The 17,508-nt window shown below is 48.9% G+C and carries 16 protein-coding genes and 1 other annotated feature; of the genes, 2 read left to right on the top strand and 14 right to left on the bottom strand.

What is annotated here, in order from left to right; genetic code table 11:
* Positions 1-33 precede the first annotated feature (33 nt).
* Entirely contained in the window at positions 34-480 is a 447-nt protein-coding gene (gene aroQ / locus PGL02S_RS08845) for a type II 3-dehydroquinate dehydratase (protein WP_036636754.1), read from the bottom strand.
* 78 nt (positions 481-558) lie between these two features.
* A complete protein-coding gene (locus tag PGL02S_RS08840) occupies positions 559-1,056 on the bottom strand; it encodes a YqhR family membrane protein (RefSeq protein WP_036636752.1) in 498 nt (165 codons plus the stop codon).
* A gap of 163 nt (positions 1,057-1,219) precedes the next feature.
* Between PGL02S_RS08840 and PGL02S_RS08835 the strand changes: the two genes are divergently transcribed.
* Complete coding sequence (locus PGL02S_RS08835; RefSeq protein WP_006209354.1) at positions 1,220-2,212, top strand: DUF1385 domain-containing protein; 993 nt, start codon at positions 1,220-1,222, stop codon at positions 2,210-2,212.
* A 6-nt stretch (positions 2,213-2,218) separates the two neighbouring features.
* On the top strand, positions 2,219-2,548 hold the full coding sequence (locus tag PGL02S_RS08830; RefSeq protein ID WP_036636750.1) for a hypothetical protein: 330 nt from the start codon (positions 2,219-2,221) through the stop codon (positions 2,546-2,548).
* Between the two features lie 47 nt (positions 2,549-2,595).
* Here the strand turns inward: PGL02S_RS08830 and PGL02S_RS08825 are convergent, their stop codons facing one another.
* The 12 genes from PGL02S_RS08825 to nagZ form a co-directional block, all read right to left on the bottom strand.
* The gene (locus PGL02S_RS08825) at positions 2,596-3,519 is read right to left on the bottom strand and encodes a patatin-like phospholipase family protein (protein WP_006209352.1); all 924 of its coding nucleotides are present in this window, start codon (positions 3,517-3,519) and stop codon (positions 2,596-2,598) included.
* Between the two features lie 79 nt (positions 3,520-3,598).
* Positions 3,599-5,155, bottom strand: a complete 1,557-nt coding sequence (locus tag PGL02S_RS08820) for a family 10 glycosylhydrolase (protein ID WP_036636748.1) — start codon at positions 5,153-5,155, stop codon at positions 3,599-3,601.
* Between the two features lie 117 nt (positions 5,156-5,272).
* Positions 5,273-5,698 carry a transcriptional regulator MntR gene (gene mntR, locus PGL02S_RS08815; protein WP_006209350.1) on the bottom strand — a complete coding sequence of 142 codons (426 nt, stop codon included), beginning with the start codon at positions 5,696-5,698 and terminating at the stop codon, positions 5,273-5,275.
* A 153-nt stretch (positions 5,699-5,851) separates the two neighbouring features.
* Positions 5,852-6,565 carry a cytochrome c biogenesis CcdA family protein gene (locus PGL02S_RS08810; protein WP_006209349.1) on the bottom strand — a complete coding sequence of 238 codons (714 nt, stop codon included), beginning with the start codon at positions 6,563-6,565 and terminating at the stop codon, positions 5,852-5,854.
* Between the two features lie 17 nt (positions 6,566-6,582).
* Positions 6,583-7,389, bottom strand: a complete 807-nt coding sequence (locus tag PGL02S_RS08805; protein WP_036636746.1) for a metal ABC transporter permease — start codon at positions 7,387-7,389, stop codon at positions 6,583-6,585.
* A gap of 48 nt (positions 7,390-7,437) precedes the next feature.
* Entirely contained in the window at positions 7,438-8,187 is a 750-nt protein-coding gene (locus tag PGL02S_RS08800) for a metal ABC transporter ATP-binding protein (protein WP_036636745.1), read from the bottom strand.
* Between the two features lie 100 nt (positions 8,188-8,287).
* Complete coding sequence (locus tag PGL02S_RS08795; protein WP_081742689.1) at positions 8,288-9,346, bottom strand: metal ABC transporter solute-binding protein, Zn/Mn family; 1,059 nt, start codon at positions 9,344-9,346, stop codon at positions 8,288-8,290.
* 204 nt (positions 9,347-9,550) lie between these two features.
* Entirely contained in the window at positions 9,551-11,539 is a 1,989-nt protein-coding gene (metG, locus tag PGL02S_RS08790; protein ID WP_036636741.1) for a methionine--tRNA ligase, read from the bottom strand.
* Positions 11,540-11,619: 80 nt separating this feature from the next.
* Positions 11,620-11,879 (bottom strand) — a binding site (T-box leader).
* Between the two features lie 117 nt (positions 11,880-11,996).
* On the bottom strand, positions 11,997-12,254 hold the full coding sequence (gene yidD / locus PGL02S_RS08785) for a membrane protein insertion efficiency factor YidD (RefSeq protein WP_006209344.1): 258 nt from the start codon (positions 12,252-12,254) through the stop codon (positions 11,997-11,999).
* Complete coding sequence (locus tag PGL02S_RS08780; RefSeq protein WP_006209343.1) at positions 12,251-12,721, bottom strand: Fur family transcriptional regulator; 471 nt, start codon at positions 12,719-12,721, stop codon at positions 12,251-12,253. The genes yidD and PGL02S_RS08780 overlap by 4 nt, the downstream gene beginning before the upstream one ends.
* Before the next feature lie 231 nt (positions 12,722-12,952).
* Entirely contained in the window at positions 12,953-15,673 is a 2,721-nt protein-coding gene (locus PGL02S_RS08775) for a stalk domain-containing protein (RefSeq protein WP_036636739.1), read from the bottom strand.
* Positions 15,674-15,828: 155 nt separating this feature from the next.
* Entirely contained in the window at positions 15,829-17,469 is a 1,641-nt protein-coding gene (nagZ, locus tag PGL02S_RS08770) for a beta-N-acetylhexosaminidase (RefSeq protein ID WP_036636737.1), read from the bottom strand.
* Positions 17,470-17,508: the final 39 nt, after the last annotated feature.

The raw sequence follows: 17,508 nt of genomic DNA, 5'->3' as shown, positions 1-17,508 counted from the left end.
ACCCTCTCCTCTCACCCATTTCCCAAGAGCAAACTATCCTTCTTGGTCATCCAGAACTTGTAAAAGGGCTGACAAGCCCAGTGTGTAACTGGCTGCGCCAAAACCCGCGATTTGCCCGACAGCAACAGGTGCTATGACGGAAGTATGACGAAATTCCTCCCTGGCATGAATGTTCGATAGATGAACTTCCACTGTCGGAATACGGGCGGAACTGATGGCATCACGTACAGCGTAGCTGTAATGAGTCAGTGCGCCTGGGTTAAGGAGTATGCCGTCCGCGAGCCCAATAGCTTCATGGATCCGGTCAATAATTGCACCCTCATGATTGGACTGAAAGAAGGTAATACCGATACCGGCGAGATCCGCCTGTTTGCGCAAATTATCTTCGATCGCCTGCAGGCTGAGTGAACCATAAATCCCCGGTTCCCGGAAGCCGAGCAGGTTTAAGTTCGGTCCGTTTATCACCCATATGGATTTCATAGGGTTTCCCACCTTTTTCGTCAAATAACCAAAAGCTATTTTACCATAGGCAGCATGAGATTGAGAAGTTTTTCTTGTCTAGCCTGTCACCTTCTTCGGTTCGCGCAGTTTCTCATCGGTGAATTCCTGCGCTGCCGTATAGCCGATAAATAGTCCCCACAATATAAAAATACAAACTTCGGAGATGTTTGTATCCCACGGCAGCTTCTTGACCGGGTCCGTCAGTCGGAGCCACGGGTTGAGGGCAATAAACAACACAGCCCACCATAAAATTCCATAAGCAATCCCGGGCCATGGACCCTTGAGTTTCCTTAGCAAGAACACATAGATAAGCGAAGCAATGACGGAAAAGGCGATGAAGGATAGCCACCCGGCGATTTGACCCGCTGTGCTCTTGAGAAATTCATGTTTGAAGAATGGCTCCAACAAAAATCCAGGCAGCACCTTCGTAAAACTCAGCCAGTAAAACAACCAGAGTACAGCCCCCCAGATCAGTCCAGCATAATAGCCCAGCTCCAAGGCAAACAAGAATGGACTCGTTACCTGATTCTGCTGCCGAAATTGATGTTCATGCATCTATCGATTCTCCTCTCTATGCTATGGAAACACTTCATTGCCTCAGTTCTTCTTTCAAAGTAGTATGCACCTCTTCCCTTGCGGCTAATCCAACTAGAAATTACTTTCAAAATTCGATACAATAGTTCATAGAACGAAAAACATGTCAGGGAGGGTGAACTGGTTGTCCGATAAGTCAACCCCGATCAGCTATGGAGGCCAAGCTGTAATCGAAGGCGTTATGTTCGGCGGCAAGCATGTCAATGTGACAGCCGTGCGGCGAAAAAATAACGAAATCAAGTTTCTAGAGGTGCCTCGCGAAGACAAGACATGGGTTCGTAAGCTGCGGAAGATTCCGCTTCTTCGCGGCATCGTCAGTCTCATAGATTCAACAATCAAAGGTTCCAAACATCTGAATTATTCGGCTGATGCTTACGCAGACGATACGCTGGAGCCGGAAGAACGCGAGAAACAGAAAGAGAAGGAAGACTCAGGCTGGAGTTTAAGCATGATTATTGGTGTCGCCGCCGTCAGTGTGCTTTCCTTTATATTCGGTAAGCTGTTGTTTACACTCGTACCTGTTTTTGTAGAAGATTTCTTTTTTGGCGATACATTTGATCACTATATTGTGCATAACCTGATTGAAGGCGTTATTAAATTAATACTGCTCCTTGTGTATTTGTGGGCGATCTCCCAAACACCTGTCATTAAGAGACTGTTCCAGTACCACGGTGCTGAACATAAAGTCATAAGCGCATTCGAAGCAGGTGAAGAACTGACGGTGAAGAACGTTCAGAAATATACGCGCCTGCATTATCGCTGCGGCAGCAGTTTCATGATGCTGACTATTGTGCTCGGCGTTGTGGTTTACTCGGTAGTCCCATGGGATACCATGACAGAGAGGGTCATTCAACGAATCGCGCTTCTTCCGGTGGTGCTGGGCGTTTCCTTTGAGTTTCTGAAACTCACCAATGCCATGCGTGATACGCCGGTGCTTCGTTTCCTCGGATATCCCGGTCTGTGGCTGCAGCTTCTGACTACAAAGGAACCTAATGATGCTCAGGTTGAAGTATCCATCGCATCCTTTAACAGAATGCGTGAGTTAGATGCTCAATACGAGAATGTTACCGTTCACCAATCTGTGACAGGAAGTGTGCTGGATCCCGCGAAAGGGTGATAATCCATGAGAAGGCATGCGATCATTTTTTGGACGGCTAGCACCTTAGCCGCCGTAGGGCTGCTGGTACTCCTGTTAGAACCTGGATCAAGAATGAGTATTCTGATCCCCTTGATTATTGTTGGCGTTGTGTATTTGCTCTACAAGTTTCCGCCGCGCCGCTTAAGCAAGCGTCCCAAGGTGAAGCCTTCCAAGAGAACAGCGGCAAAAATGGCAGCCAAGAATGCTCCGGTGCGAAAGAGCAGTCCAGCTAAACGCAAACAGTACCCGTTTCAGGTCATCGATGGGCAAAAAGGTAAATCAGACCCGCCGGATGATGTTCCTAAATATCATTAACAATAAAAAACCGCCCCCTGCATTTAAATGCCGGGTGGACGGTTTTTTTATTGTTCAGAGCTCCAGCGGCTGAAAAATATCGTCCCTGCCGTTAATCCGGAATTATACAAATCCTCACTCTCGTCCTTCGTCAGGTTGAAATGTGTCGTTCCGATGCCGAGCGTCGGGATTTTAATCGTTCGGTTTCGATTTTTCTGCTCGATATACCGTTCATCGTGGGCCGACAGCATCGTCTCAAACATGGCAGTCAGCATGCCGATGGGCCCCTCGATCAGATGAGGAAAGTTGCTATTCTTTCCAACCATTTGAAAACCAAGCACAGGCAGCGGCTTAGGCCCCCCTTTGGAATCACGGTCAAAGAGCCACAACGGGAAATTGCTAAGCAGCCCTCCATCCACAATGTAGACAAACTGATCTGCCAAGGATTTGCCCTTAGCAGCCCTGCCCAATAAGCGAAGAATGACCGGATCAAAAAAATAAGGAATGCTGCAGCTCATACGAACAGCCTTGGCCACAGGGAACGTTTGCGGGTTAATTCCATATTGACGAAGATCATCAGGAAGCACCAGCAGCCTTCCGTTTGTTATGTCAGAGGCTACAATATACAGCTTGCCTGCCGGTATGTCCGAGAAGGTAAAGATCCCTTTCGCAAGTAAAATGTCTCGAATCCAGTTCTCCAGGGCTTCTCCGGAATACAGACCCTTCTTAATCAACACCCGCAAGGCAGGACCGATAAACTTCGTATTAAATATCGGGGCGCGCTGGAGAAACGAATGAAAAGGCGTTTCCTCGATAATATCCTTGATCTCATCCGCGCGGTAACCGGCTGCCAGCACGGACGCAATGATTGATCCGGAAGATGTTCCGGCAACGCGGCTGAACTCTACCCCGGCATTCTCTGCTGCTTTGACAGCCCCTGCAAGCGAGATGCCCTTGACTCCCCCACCTTCAAAAACCGCATTGATTTGCATACAAAAATCCCCCGCCTCACATGGTCTAATGACTATGTATGAGCACGGGGGAAATTTCATACCTATAGGACTTGCTGGATTATCTATAATATGATTGCAATTGATCTTTAAGACCTAACGGATTGCTTAAAATATTTTCTGCTCTAAAGAAAATGCTGCCTGTAACCTCTGAATAATTCTGATTGTACTTCAATTGGTTAATGATTTCCGATGCGCTTTGCCAACCGATTTCACTGGTTCCAAGCTTGTAGGGTGCATGACCGATAATGAGATCCACGTCCGTTCCTCGAACCTCGCCAACCCACCAGTCAACCAGCTTGTCATAATCGACAGCCGGATTACTCATGCTCCAGTAAATCTGTGGAGCTACATAATCGATCCAGCCGTTCTGGATCCACGCCCGTACGTCGGCATACATGCTGTCATAAGCGGTCACACCGGCTTTGGTATCGGATCCGGTTTTATCCACTGACTGGTTGCGCCATACACCGAATGGGCTGATTCCGTATTCGACGTTAGGCTTCGCACGGTGAATACTCTCACCAAGCGACTGGACAAATGCATTGATGTTGCCGCGGCGCCAGTCTCCGAGATTGGAGTAAACTCCATTGTTGTACTGTCGGTACGCGGCATCATCGTTAAATACCGTATTGGATGGATAGAAGTAATCATCCAGATGAATGCCGTCGATATCGTACCCGTTCACCACTTCCATAATGGTATCAATAATGTGCTCACGCGCATCCGGGATACCTGGATTGATATACAGCTGCTTACCGGTGTTCACGATCCAGTCCGGATGGCTTAAGGCCACGTGAGATGGATCGAGTGTTGCTGTCAGGATATCGGTGTTGGCCCGGAACGGATTGAACCAAGCGTGGAACTCCATATTCCGTTTATGTGTTTCTTCTACCATGAATGCCAGCGGATCATACCCCGGGTCTGCCCCTTGAATGCCAGTCAGCACCTTGGACCAGGGAACCATGGAGGAAGGATACAAGGCATCTCCAGCCGGACGCACCTGCACGTACACGGTATTGATGCCAACTTCCTGGAGTGAGTCCAGTAAGGAGGTATAGGATGCTTTTTGCTGTTCGGCGCTGGTTTTCGATTTTGGCCAATCGAGATTGAACACCGTGGAGATCCACGCCCCTCTGATCTCGTCTCCCGTGGATACGGGCGGCGGAACGACTACCATGCCTGTGAAGAGCGAAATACGCTGTGCCGTTTGATTCCACTCTACTTGCAGGCCAAGATTCTCACTGATAAACCGCAGCGGAACCATAACCCGACCGTTCTTAATCTCAACCGATGCATCCAGGGCTACGGATGCGCCGTTCACAAATGCTGCTTTTTTGCCGGAAGTCAATTGAAGATTGGAACCGTCCTTACCGATCGTTACCGTCTTCGATTTCTGATCCCAATCGACCGATGCGCCAAGCCCCTCACTGATAATACGTGTTGGAACCATCGTCACATAGACCTTGGGCAATATGTAAGGAGATACGTCACTGTTCAGGTTAACACCGTCCAACTGTATGCTGATACCGGCTGTCTTCGCTTGCGCAGTTGGGACCACCGACGGGAGACACAATAGCAGCATAATCAGCACCAACAACCATCTACGAAGCTTCATTTCTATTATTCCTCCGAAAATATGAAATTTGCAGGTAAATCTAACCTATTAATAAAACACTAGAAATATGACAGTTTAGTTTAAAAAAGCATCTGTCACAAGCGGACAGATGCCACATTACGATTCGTTGACTAATTCGTTATGAACGTCACGCAAATCCTGAAGTCGATTCTCATCACGCTTGAAATACTCGACAAGCGTCTCAATTCTCATAATGGAATCCCAGCTCAAATGATGCTCGATTCCCTCAACGTCCTTATAAATATTTTCATCCTGTACACCGATCATCTCAAGGAATTCCTCAAGCAAATGATGGCGTTCCATGAGCCGCTTGCCCATTTTTTTGCCTTTGCTGGTCAACACCAATCCACGATATTTTTCATAAATCAAATATTCGTCTTTGTCCAGCTTTTGAATCATTTTCGTGACGGATGAGGGGTGAACCTCCAAGCCTTCGGCAATATCCGAAACGCGCGCATATCCTTTTTCGTCAATCAGCTTGTAGATGCGCTCCAAATAATCCTCCATGCTAGGTGTCGGCATCTTATTCCCTCTTTTCTATAATTACATAACCATTGCAAAAAAACCTCTTTTACCTGCACTAGTAATGATACATGTTTTTAAGACCCGTTGGCAAGTCCTGGTCCAATCCTATAACATTATTGACTTATGAATTGGACCAGCTTAACCTGCTCATTAGAATTTGAGCCACTCCGGTGTAATGCCTTGCAGCCAAATCGTAATTTTGTACATTTGATCCGTAAAGAGCAGAACCCCCATCAGAATCATCAGGATGCCGCCTACCTTCATCAACGTGCTGGAATATTTCAGGATCCAGCGGGTAGAGCCGATAAAGAATGCCAAGATGAAAAATGGAACGGCAAATCCTAGTGAGTACGAAGTGATCAGCGGGAACCAGGTTCCTGGATCAGAGGCTGCCAGTGCAATGATTGCCGTTAAGATCGGCCCGACGCAAGGCGACCATCCTGCGGCAAACCCGATGCCAAACAAAAACGTTCCTATGTATCCGGTCGGCTTCGATTTAAAATTGAATTTCCGATCCTTCATTAGAAATTTAGGCTGGAAAAGGCCGATCAGCATAAGTCCCATCACAATGATAAGCAGTGCAGACAACTGGCGAATCAGATCCTGATACTCTGTAAAAAACTCCCCGAATAAACCTGCCCCCCAGCCAAGGGTGTAATAAACGGCAGAAAACCCAAGGATGAACGCCAAAGTGTGCGTCATGGTCCGGAAGCGGACCTCCTTGCGGTTCTGCTCGTTCTTCAGGTCATTCACCGACATGCCTGTAATGATGGATAAGTAGGACGGGTATAACGGTAAGCAGCATGGAGATATAAAGGAAGCAAAACCGGCAGCAAACGCAATGCCGATATTAATATCAGCCATTTTATTTCAGAACCCCCTTATGTCGTAAAGCCCTTTTTGCCGACAAGTGTGACGATAAGCAGACTAATCAGCAGCAGCACGATAGTTGCACCCGGTGCCAAATTGAATACGCCCGCAAGCATCAGCCCCCCGATAACGGCAATTTCGGAGATGATAACCGATAAAACGATGGAGCTTCGGAAGCTTCTCGCCAGCAATAAACTGATCGCTACCGGTATGGTCAGGAGCGCAGATACCAGAAGTGCGCCCACAATCTTGATGGCCGTGCTTACGACAAGTGCGGTCAGAACCGTAATGATCATGTTCATCATTTTGACAGGCAGCCCGCTGACGCTTGCCGCATCCTCCTCGAAACTGAGCAGGAAGAATTCTTTGAAGAACATGACCACCACCGCGATCACGATAATCGTTACACCGCCTACCATATAAATATCGGTGGTATCCAGCGTATAGATGCTTCCAAATAAATAACTCATAACATCCGTATTATAGCCCATTCCCAATGTGAAAAACAGCGAAGCCAACGCTACGCCGCCAGACATAATAATCGCGATTGACAGCTCGGCATAGCTTTTGTATGCCTTTCTCAGCTTCTCAATCGCAAAAGAGGCCAGAACCGCAAACACAAGTCCTGCGGCTAGTGGATATACTTCAATCAAAAATCCCAGCGCCACACCCGCAATCGTGACGTGCGACAAGGTATCGCCGATCATGGACAGCCTGCGCAGCACGAGGAATATCCCGATAAGCGGGGCTGTTAAACCGATCAGAACCCCTCCGATCAGCGCCCGCTGAAAAAAATCGCTAAGCAAAATATCAAGCAATGATAACGTCTCCTTCTCCTGCTTCACACAGTTCCGTATGCAAATGCATTATACGAGCGAATGCTGCAGGTCAACTTCCGCGCAATTCTCGATTTCATGGGAATGGCGAACATAAAATTGTATTTTCCCGTTCTGCGATACCGGCGACTCTCCCAAGTAGTCTTTAACCATGTCCAAGTCATGGGTCACCATCAAAAAGGTCATATGATGATGGGCATGCATATGGGTAATCAATTCAAAAAATCCGGCCTGAGTCTCGGCATCAATACCAATCGTTGGCTCGTCCAATATGAGCAGATCCGGACGATTGATAAGCGCACGGGCCAGGAATACACGCTGCTGCTGACCGCCGGACAGGGCGCCGATCCGCTTGTCTGCAATATCCTGAATACGCATGACTTCCAGAGCATCCTCGCATTTCTGATGATCCAGACGGGTCAGACGGCGAAACATTTTCTTGCGGTTATATAACCCGGACATCACCACTTCGCGCACGGTTGCCGGAAACAACGGGTTGAACGAATTTTTCTGCGGAACGTATCCAATCCGCTCCCAGTCCTGAAATTTCCGGATCGGCTGACCAAACAGTTCGATGGATCCTTCCACGGCAGGCAGCAATCCAACGATCATGCGAAGCAACGTGGTTTTGCCCGCTCCGTTAGAGCCGACCATCCCTACAAAGTCTCGTTCTTTGATGGTGAAATTAAGATCCTTGATCACCTGCTGATCGCGATAATGAAAGGATACATTCTTGATTTGTATAATCGGTTGATGGCAATCCTGCGCTGCCGGTTCCATAACCAGGCCGCCTTTCTCTCTGTAGTCTCTCTATCAAGTATACGAGCATATTAACATTCCATGACACAAAAGAAGAGGGGGATATTATCCCCCTTCTTATTTATTGTAATGCCTTCGTTAGATTTTGCAAATTTTTCTCCATCAGCGTGAAATAATTCTCACCGCTGTCCACCTGCTCCTTCGTCAATCCCTCTACCGGATTCAGCACCAGCGTTTCCACGCCCGCTTCATTAGCCAGCGTTTTTGCAAGTTTATCCGATACAAGTTCTTCGAAGAAAATATATTGAACTTCCTTCTCCTTCACCGTTTTGGTCAGGTTCACAATGTCCTGTGCTCTCGGCTCAGCATCTGGAGACAATCCCATAATCGCATGCTGTGTCAGACCATAATCCCGGCATAGATAACCGAATGCCTGATGAGATACAACGATGTCTTTTTTCGGCAAACCGGACAATTGATTCGTAAAGTCGTTATCCAGCTTCACGAGCTTCTCTTTCAATCCTTCATAGCGCTGTTCATATAAGTCCTTATGTTCGGGATCCACTTCAACGAGGCTATTCTTGATGTTCTCCGCCATCGCCAATGCCGATTTCGGACTTACCCATGTATGTGGATCTGCATGATGCCCACTCGCGTTATTCTCCGTTGCGCCTTCTTCGTGGTCATGGCCTTCATGATTTTCTTCGGCACCTTCCTCGTGGCTGTGGTCGTGCTCCTCTTCATGAGCTGCTTCTCCATGCCCGTGACCATCGTCACCCTCTGCATCAATCAACTGAATGCCTTGGCTGACTTCGACTGGTTTCACCTGGGTATCCTTATCAAGCCCCTTCAGAAAACCGGGTACCCATCCCTCAAGACCTGCGCCATTATAAAGAAACAGCTGAGCTTTGGAAGTGTTGACGATATCCTGGCTGCGCGGAGTCCAATCATGCGGCTCTACGCCGGTTGGCAAAAGATTTACCACATTGACCTCGTCGCCGCCGATTTCCTTCGTAAATTCATATATAGGATAAAAGGTAGTAATGACGTTGACCTTGCCTTCTACAACGCCTCCGCCCGATTTACTGCCACACCCGGACAAAATGACAACTGCCAATAACATGGAGGTTATACTCCAGGTCCAACTGTTAAGCATATTCTTTCTCTTACTCATGTTCATCTCCCCACACCGCTCCGTTCATTTAATCGTAAACTTTACTAACAAGATTATAAGAGCAGGAAAACCCAATTGTCAACCAAATCGTAAAAATTACTATTAGATTTCGATAGAGATGTTATGTACTCCTTATTAACGGAAAAAAATAACGGCGTACCCTTAACAGGGTACACCGTCTATTCCGACTTCATTCAACATAGTCGCACATTATTTCACGACAGCTCCATTAGGCATGCTGTCCGGTACCGTTGCAAGCGTTAACTGATCCCCCTCGGAAGCGGCCAGGATCATCCCTTGCGACATTTCTCCTCTTAGTTTCACCGGCTTCAGATTGGTCACACAAATCACTTTGCGTCCCACCAATTCCTCCGGCGTGTAAAACTTGGCAATGCCGGATACCACTTGCCGCTGTTCGAAACCAAGATCAAGCTGCAGTTTCAGCAGCTTGTCTGCTTTCTTCACGGGCTCTGCGGAGATTACCTGCGCCACTCGAAGCTCGACCTTGGCAAAATCCTCTATGCCTATCTCCTCTTTGAGCTCTACAGGCTCTGCTACGCTATTCTCGGATGAAGAAGCACCCGAGGCAGAAGCCTCTTCCTGGACAGCCTTCGTGCCGCCTGTCATCGCCTCTACGATGAACGCCACTTCTTGCTCTGTGTCCAGACGAGGGAAGATCGGCTCGCCTTTTTGCAGTTTCGTTCCGGCCGGAATGGCCCCGAACTGACGGCCGCTCTCCCAAGTCGTCAGCTCACCCTCCACCAGGCCGAGCTGGTCCCACATTTTCTTCGGCGTACGGGTCAGGAACGGCTGCAGCAGAATGGACGCTACGCGGAGCGTTTCCACCAAATGACTCATCACGGATGCGAGTTCGTGGCGTTTGCCCTCATCTTTAGCCAGCGTCCATGGATGTGTCTCATCAATATATTTGTTGCTGCGGCTGACAAACTGGCTGATTGCCGTCAAGGCAACCGAGAATTCCATATTCTCCATAGCGGTCTCGACTTTGTCATACACGGTCTTGGCGGCTTCCTCTATGGCGGCATCAAACGGTGTCACACCTGCAATTAATGCCGGGACTTCTCCGTCAAAATATTTATCGACCATGGCCACGGTGCGGTTCAGCAGGTTGCCCAGGTCGTTGGCAAGATCCGAGTTTACCCGCTCGACAAAGCTCTCCGGCGTAAACGTACCGTCCGCGCCAAATGGAACCTCGCGCAGCAAATAATAACGAAGCGCATCCAGTCCATACCGGTCAATCATCGTGACCGGATCAACCACGTTCCCTTTGGACTTGGACATTTTACCGTCCTTCATCAGCAGCCAGCCATGGGCAAACACTTTTTTCGGAAGTGGCACATCGAGTGCCATCAGGATGATCGGCCAATAGATCGTATGGAAACGCACAATCTCCTTACTCATCAGGTGTACATCGGCTGGCCAGTATTTATCATACATGCTGGTGTCCTCTGCACCGTATCCAAGTGCCGTTATATAGTTCAGGAGTGCATCAATCCACACATAAATCACATGTTTCGGATCGCTTTTGACTTTTACGCCCCACTCATAGGTCGTACGAGAAACAGCCAGATCCTCAAGGCCCGGTTTAATGAAGTTGTTGATCATCTCATTCTTGCGGGACACCGGCTGGATAAAATCCGGGTTCTCTTCATAGTACTGAAGCAGGCGGTCCACATACTTGCTCATGCGGAAGAAGTAGCTCTCCTCCTTCACAAGCTCTACCGGACGACCGCAGTCCGGACAATTGCCGTTCACCAGCTGACGCTCCAGGAAAAACGATTCGCAAGGTGTGCAGTACCAGCCTTCATACTCGCCCTTGTAGATATCATCTTGCTTGAGCAGTCGTTCAAATACCTCCTGCACAACCGTTGTATGGCGCTTCTCCGTGGTACGAATGAAATCCTCGTTCGAGATGTCCAGCTTCTTCCACAGATCCTTGATTCCAGCCACAATGTCGTCCACGAACTGCTGAGGGGTCTTCCCTGCTTCTTCCGCTTTCCGTTCAATCTTCTGTCCATGCTCATCGGTTCCCGTCAAATAACGGACATCGTAACCTCGAAGCCGCTTGTAGCGAGCCATAGCATCTCCTGCCACCGTGGTGTAGGCATGCCCGATATGCAGCTTGTCGCTTGGATAATAGATGGGTGTTGTAATATAAAACGTCTTTTTGTCGGCCATAAAAACCTTCCTTTACCTTAAATTAATTGTTGTATCAAGCCATTGCCGGCATGCAGGAAAACAGCAAAAAACCCCCGTCCCCATGGGACGAGAGTTGTTCTCACGTGTTACCACCCAAATTCCCTGTACCCTTAAGGGCAACAGGCTCTTCTGCCGTCAAGCGGCCGTCCATTAACGCTGGCTCACGCCGCCCCTTTACGGCAGCCTCCCATGCTGGCTGCAGCGCTCAAAAGCGGATCCTCCAAGACCATTTTCCGAAATTCGCCATGACCGGTTTCCAGCTTCCCCGGCTCTCTGTACAAGGCGCAGCTTTTCGTACTTATCTCTTCCTCGGATTTACCTATAATTTCTTATCATTTTAATAAAATGGGCTGCCGGGTGTCAAGCCGGTCTGTGCGGACATCCTATTCCTACTGTCAGCATGCCACAACCGCAAGCATTTTACCAGGGACAAGGGCTATTCCTCCGTCAATGGAGAATGCGACTCTCCTTTGCGCGGCGGAACCATGTCAATGCCGCCAGGATTAAACGGATGACATCTTGCAATCCGCTTGGCCGCCAGCCAGGACCCCTTCAAGGCACCGTGCACTTCAACGGCCTCCAAAGCGTAGGCTGAGCAGGTCGGATAAAATCGGCAGGTTGCCGGTTTTAACGGTGAAATGAATTTCCGATAGAAGTGTATCGGCACCTTCACAACCCTGCGCGCGGTGCTCATGCCCGGTTGTCCCGTTTTCCTCCACTTGAAGGTGAGGTTCCCTTATCGGTATTATCCTTGCTGCAATCCCGGCAGTAGCCAAACACTTCGAATTTATGCTGAACGACTTGAAAATCATCCGGCGCATCGGTCAACTGCATCGGACAGAACGTGATCGGATATGTCTTCTGGCATTGCAGGCAGATCATATGATGATGGTGATGATCCTCGCTGCACCGTCCTCTGAACTTGATCCCTTCCTCGAACACGACCTGCTCCAATACGCCAAGCTCATACAATACCCGAAGATTACGATACACCGTATCAAAGCTCAAACCGCTGTACTTCCGGCCCATATATTCGTATACATCCTTGGCTGTCAAATAGCCGGGATGTTCCCCAAACAATTTGGCAAGCGTCTTGCGCTGATCGGTAATGCGCAGCCCCTGTTCCGACATGGCGTCGATAATCTCTTCTGTCGTAAGCATACGCAATAACCTCCTCTTCATGAAGATACTCTCTCCTTATAATGCCTGAAAAATGAGACATCGTCAATGTAAGCGGTTATGTGCCTGCTGTGTTCGTACATTGAAAGCCATGATTTAATAACGACGGCTTCGGATCACCGCACCGACGGATAAGAATCATCATAAAAAGGGCAGCCCTCTCACCATTTCCGTGGTTGTAAGGACTGCCTTTGTTGTCATAAGAAAGTAATATTAGTTCTTAACCTGCGGCAGCGGCTGCAAGAGGATGTTGATTGGCAGACTGCTTCCCGGTGCTGCTGTGAACAAAATCTCTACGCTCTGCTCGTAATTGCCTGTACGGTACAGTACTGCGGCTTCATTCGGAGCGGAAATTGCGCCTCCGCTTGTATTCGGCGTCTGAATGATGTTTCCGTTCACCATCATCGCGCCCATGTATTTGCCTCCGCGCGGATTCAGGGTAATGAGCGTATTAGGCGCTACGCGATGCAATTTGATTTTGTACAGTACACCGAAGTTGCCGGCATTGGATTGATATGAGCCGTTAATGCCGTCATACCCTTCCAAATTCGGATCATTTGTCTTGTCACCCAGCGCAAGCCGGGAAGGTGTATTCCCTACCAGTTCGTAAGACTCGATGATCCGCGTGGAATCCGGATAGGTTCCCCGATTATGAACGCCATCACTCGGATGCAGAATCAGATAAGGAAGCTTTTGAATCGGATCCTTGACTTCATCAATCATGATAACGTCATATCGGATCGGCGAATCCGAATACAGATCAGCAAACATCGAGAGCACCTGCTGGTTCTTCATCGTTTGCGCGCTTAAATCTTGTAAAATGATTCGACTTTCCCCAGGTGCAAGGGAAATCGTCTTGAACGAATCCGGTGACTGCATCGATTCAAGGTAACGCTGCACGGCTGCTTTGCCTGTCGCTGTAGGAATATTAATCGGTCCGCCCATTCCGGTATACTCGGTTGTCAGGCGTGCCGTCGATGTGTTGATATTAGTTGCGACTACGTACATCTTCATGTTTTTTCCGGTTGCGTTCAAATGGTGAATCATGAAGCGTGTGCTGGCATTGCCAATCTCGCGGTACACAATCCCCTCTTGATATACTGTTTCCGGAGAGTTGCTGCGGATCAACAAGCTGGGCTCGGAGCTTCTCGTAATGGGCATAAGATTCCATGTTGGCACCGCTGTTCCGTCAAACGTATATTTGTCGCCGATACCCGTAAATAACTGATCGAATTGATCCTTTGTATACAAGACCTCATTCGTTACGTTAATGATTTTCTCATAAGAGCTGGTGGCGCCATGCTTATCCGTAACAATCAATAACACTTTATGCGGGCCGGCCGTGAAAAAGGCCTGATCATTGTTTTCCCATTTATACGTAATCTCATCGGCAGGATCACTGTCATAACTCTGGTTGATATACGTAATTTTCTCACCGATCTTATATTCCTTCTTATCGGTATCAAACATCGCTACAGGCGGGGTGTTTGGAGCTGATATATGGATGCTGAGTGTATACGGCTCGCTCCACTCCCCACTCGAATCCTGTACGGAGTAGGAAACCGTATGCACGCCGGGTTCATTGAAAACCTCTTCGCGGCCTTCCCAATGCTCATTTACGATCGCAAGGCCTGTCGGCGAATACGAGTTCGTTTTATACGTAACCTTCTGACCGGCAAGGATCTCACCAGACTGAACGGTAAAGGAAGCCACCGGCTTTGAGCTCACGCTGAGTATAATCCGCTTGTTCGGCTGATCCACCCGATAAGAGATATCAAGCGCCTGCGTAATGCTGGTCAGCGGCACCATGAACGTATTGTTGGACTGGTATGCCGGGCCCTTCATTGATTTTCTCTGACCATTCACAGTATATACGCTGCTGTTCGTCTTGAAGCGAAGCTCATCGCTGCCACGGATAATGATCGTTTCTTTTGTTTTCCCGTCATAAGTCAGTTTCAGGCCGACCCGATCGACAAGGGAACGAATCGCAACATAGGATACGCCATTCTTGACAGCCATCGGCTGTCCAGCGGTATACGTTTTCCCGTTCTGGTACATCTTGTTGCTGTTCATCATCAGGATCAGGTCATTGGGGCCAAGATTCGGTATATTGGGTGTCTCGCTCCCTGGTTCCCCGCCGTTATTTCCACCGGGTTGTTGACCGCTATTGTTGTCATTGCCCATCTTGGATAAATCCAGAATAACCTTCTTCTCTGGCTGATTAACCTTATATGGAATATCAAGCGCTTGCGTGATTGCGGTTAATGGAACCATAAACACATTGCTGCTCTGATAGGCAGCGCCTTTCATTGGGCGCACCTGTCCGTTCACTTTATAATTGCTGCTTCCTGTCGTAAAGCGTAGTTCATTGCCGTCTTTAAGGATGATCGTTTCCTTTGTCTTGTTATCATAAGCCAGCTTTAGTCCTGCGCGTTCAACCATCGCACGGATAGCCACATAGGATACTCCTTGCTTCACAGCCATCGGCTGTCCTGCCTTGTACTGCTTACCGTTGTGATACATCACATTGCTGTTCATCATCAGCACCAGTTCATTGGCTGAAACCTGGAAAGTGCCGATCTCGGACTTATCTTTGGTCGTACTGCCCTCTTCATTTTCTGATACCGTATTATCGGAAGGATCGCTTTCCTGCTCCTCCTGCTGTTCATTTGGTGCAGAAGAATCGGAATCAGGATCACTTATCGTACCTTCGACTGCCTGGGTCGGTGTTTCATTTGGCGTTTCTTCGGCTTGCTGCAATTCCGTCTGCTGTTCTCTGCTCTGCTGGGTTTGTCCTTCCACCGGGGACTGCAGCGCTGAATTGCTAATTAGCGCCGGAGCTGTAATATCCGGTGATTCAGCTGCCACGGGAAGAGCCGTTGATACTTGGGCCGCGGCAAGGACTGTAATCATCGAGATTCTTTTGAAATTCATCCTTTACTCCTTTAAAACACTCAGTATAGTCTGTCTGCCTCTATGGGACATAGTATTAGACGCCAACATTCCCGAAAAGTTGCTCAGAAATAGCTGGAAAATAGGAAAACCGGAGCATTCCCCGTAAGGAAGACTCCGGCTCCAATAACATTTATTTAATTATTGACATAATCCTGGTGGCCGCTCCAACCCAGCGGATAAGTATCGCTAATGCTGACCGGGAGTTTCCCTTCCGGTATCACCTTGCCCAACAAGACGCCGGCAGCCGCATTCATATAATAAGGTGTGTTCTCGTAACTGCACAGATATGTTGCAACGGGAGGAAGGTCATTCATATCATATGGATTGCGGGTTGCAACAACAACGATTGACACACCCTCAAGCTCAGCCAGCTTATTCACCAGCTTCTGTTGTCCCGCGGGGAGACTGCTCTCCGAGGTGTACGTAGCCACTACAATTTGTCTATAGCCTTCAGCAGCCTTAACTGCTTGCTCTACCTCCGCATCCGACATATCGGTTCCGACACGCAGATCGTCTGCCTGCACCCCATAACTTCTCAGCGCATCGCCTAACGTATAGCTTTTGCTCCAAGCTTCATCCACCTGGGTAGCTTGCAGCAGCTCTGGCCAGATAACCGCAATCGCTTGCTCTGCCTGAAGTGGAAGCTGGCCTTCGTCTTTCACCAGCGTGATTCCTCTGCCCGCGATTTGGGCCAGTAATTGTTTGGTCTCTTCCGTCACCTCTCCAATCGATTGGACCGGCAGCTCTTCGGCAAGCTTCGCATTGCGCTCCTTGAGCGCTAATATCCGCTCTACAGACCTGTCAATCAGGTTCATGGACAATCTTCCGCTTTGAACGGCTTCAATGACAGCTGTAATCGCTGCGGTCTGCTCTGACAGGGTATGGCTGACCAGCACGCAGTCCGCGCCGGCTTCAATAGCACGAATCGCTCCTTCAGGAATGCCGTACTCTTTGGAGATGGCATGCATCTCTAGACAGTCTGTCACGATCAGCCCTTCAAACCCCATCTCCTCTCGAAGAAGTCCGGTCAGCACGGCATGCGAGAGGGTTGCCGGGAGATCACTCGATTCGATTGCCGGGAAGCTGACGTGCGCGGTCATAATCGCATCAACGCCAGCCTTGATCGCTTGCGCGAAGGGGTATAATTCTACACGGCGAAGCCGTTCCATATCATGCGGCACAGAAGCCCGCCCCAGATGGGAATCGACGCTGGTGTCGCCATGTCCGGGAAAATGTTTGGCTGTTGCAGATACTCCCTCTTCCTGGTATCCCTTAATCGCAGCTGTCCCAAGGGCAGCAACGGCTTGCGGGTCTTCACTGAAGGAACGTACGCCGATCACCGGATTGCGAGGGTTGTTGTTGACATCCAGACAAGGCGCAAAGTTCATGTTCACACCGAGTGAACGAAGCTCACGCGCCCCAATCTGTGCCACCCTGTAGGAATCTTCCGCGCTTCCCGCTGCGCCAAGCGCCATATTACCAGGAATGCGGCTGATGCCTTCATGATCGATTCGTGCAACCATGCCGCCTTCCTGATCAATCGAGAGCAGAAGCGGAAGCTTCTGGCTGCCTGAGGCGAGCTGCTGCAACGATTCCGAAAGCTCGGCCAGCTGGGGCAGCGTTCTCACGTTTCGGCGGAAATAACAGATACCCCCGACCTGATATTGATCGATCAGTATGTTTGCATGTTCATTCGGCGTTAGGGCATTGAATCCGCATATAAACATTTGCCCTACCTTTTGCTCTAAAGATAAATCCGCTATCGTCCATTTCATGGTTTCAAAAACCTACTTTCTATCAATTTAAGGACCATG

This window comes from Paenibacillus glucanolyticus NBRC 15330 (assembly GCF_004000885.1).
Classification (GTDB): Bacteria; Bacillota; Bacilli; order Paenibacillales; family Paenibacillaceae; genus Paenibacillus_AQ; species Paenibacillus_AQ glucanolyticus.
The sequence above is the reverse complement of the archived record's forward strand: the minus strand, read 5'-3'. Positions and strand labels throughout refer to the sequence as shown.

Excerpts from the sequence above, each read along its gene's own strand:
- PGL02S_RS08820 (WP_036636748.1), bottom strand. The coding sequence starts at position 5,155 with ATGAAGCTTCGTAGATGGTTGTTGGTGCTGATTATGCTGCTATTGTGT.
- aroQ (WP_036636754.1), bottom strand. The coding sequence starts at position 480 with ATGAAATCCATATGGGTGATAAACGGACCGAACTTAAACCTGCTCGGC.
- yidD (WP_006209344.1), bottom strand. The coding sequence starts at position 12,254 with ATGAGCACCGCGCGCAGGGTTGTGAAGGTGCCGATACACTTCTATCGG.
- PGL02S_RS08800 (WP_036636745.1), bottom strand. The coding sequence starts at position 8,187 with ATGGAACCGGCAGCGCAGGATTGCCATCAACCGATTATACAAATCAAG.
- PGL02S_RS08825 (WP_006209352.1), bottom strand. The coding sequence starts at position 3,519 with ATGCAAATCAATGCGGTTTTTGAAGGTGGGGGAGTCAAGGGCATCTCG.
- mntR (WP_006209350.1), bottom strand. The coding sequence starts at position 5,698 with ATGCCGACACCTAGCATGGAGGATTATTTGGAGCGCATCTACAAGCTG.
- PGL02S_RS08795 (WP_081742689.1), bottom strand. The coding sequence starts at position 9,346 with ATGAACATGAGTAAGAGAAAGAATATGCTTAACAGTTGGACCTGGAGT.
- PGL02S_RS08840 (WP_036636752.1), bottom strand. The coding sequence starts at position 1,056 with ATGCATGAACATCAATTTCGGCAGCAGAATCAGGTAACGAGTCCATTC.
- PGL02S_RS08780 (WP_006209343.1), bottom strand. The coding sequence starts at position 12,721 with ATGCTTACGACAGAAGAGATTATCGACGCCATGTCGGAACAGGGGCTG.
- nagZ (WP_036636737.1), bottom strand. The coding sequence starts at position 17,469 with ATGAAATGGACGATAGCGGATTTATCTTTAGAGCAAAAGGTAGGGCAA.
- PGL02S_RS08775 (WP_036636739.1), bottom strand. The coding sequence starts at position 15,673 with ATGAATTTCAAAAGAATCTCGATGATTACAGTCCTTGCCGCGGCCCAA.
- PGL02S_RS08810 (WP_006209349.1), bottom strand. The coding sequence starts at position 6,565 with ATGGCTGATATTAATATCGGCATTGCGTTTGCTGCCGGTTTTGCTTCC.
- metG (WP_036636741.1), bottom strand. The coding sequence starts at position 11,539 with ATGGCCGACAAAAAGACGTTTTATATTACAACACCCATCTATTATCCA.
- PGL02S_RS08830 (WP_036636750.1), top strand. The coding sequence starts at position 2,219 with ATGAGAAGGCATGCGATCATTTTTTGGACGGCTAGCACCTTAGCCGCC.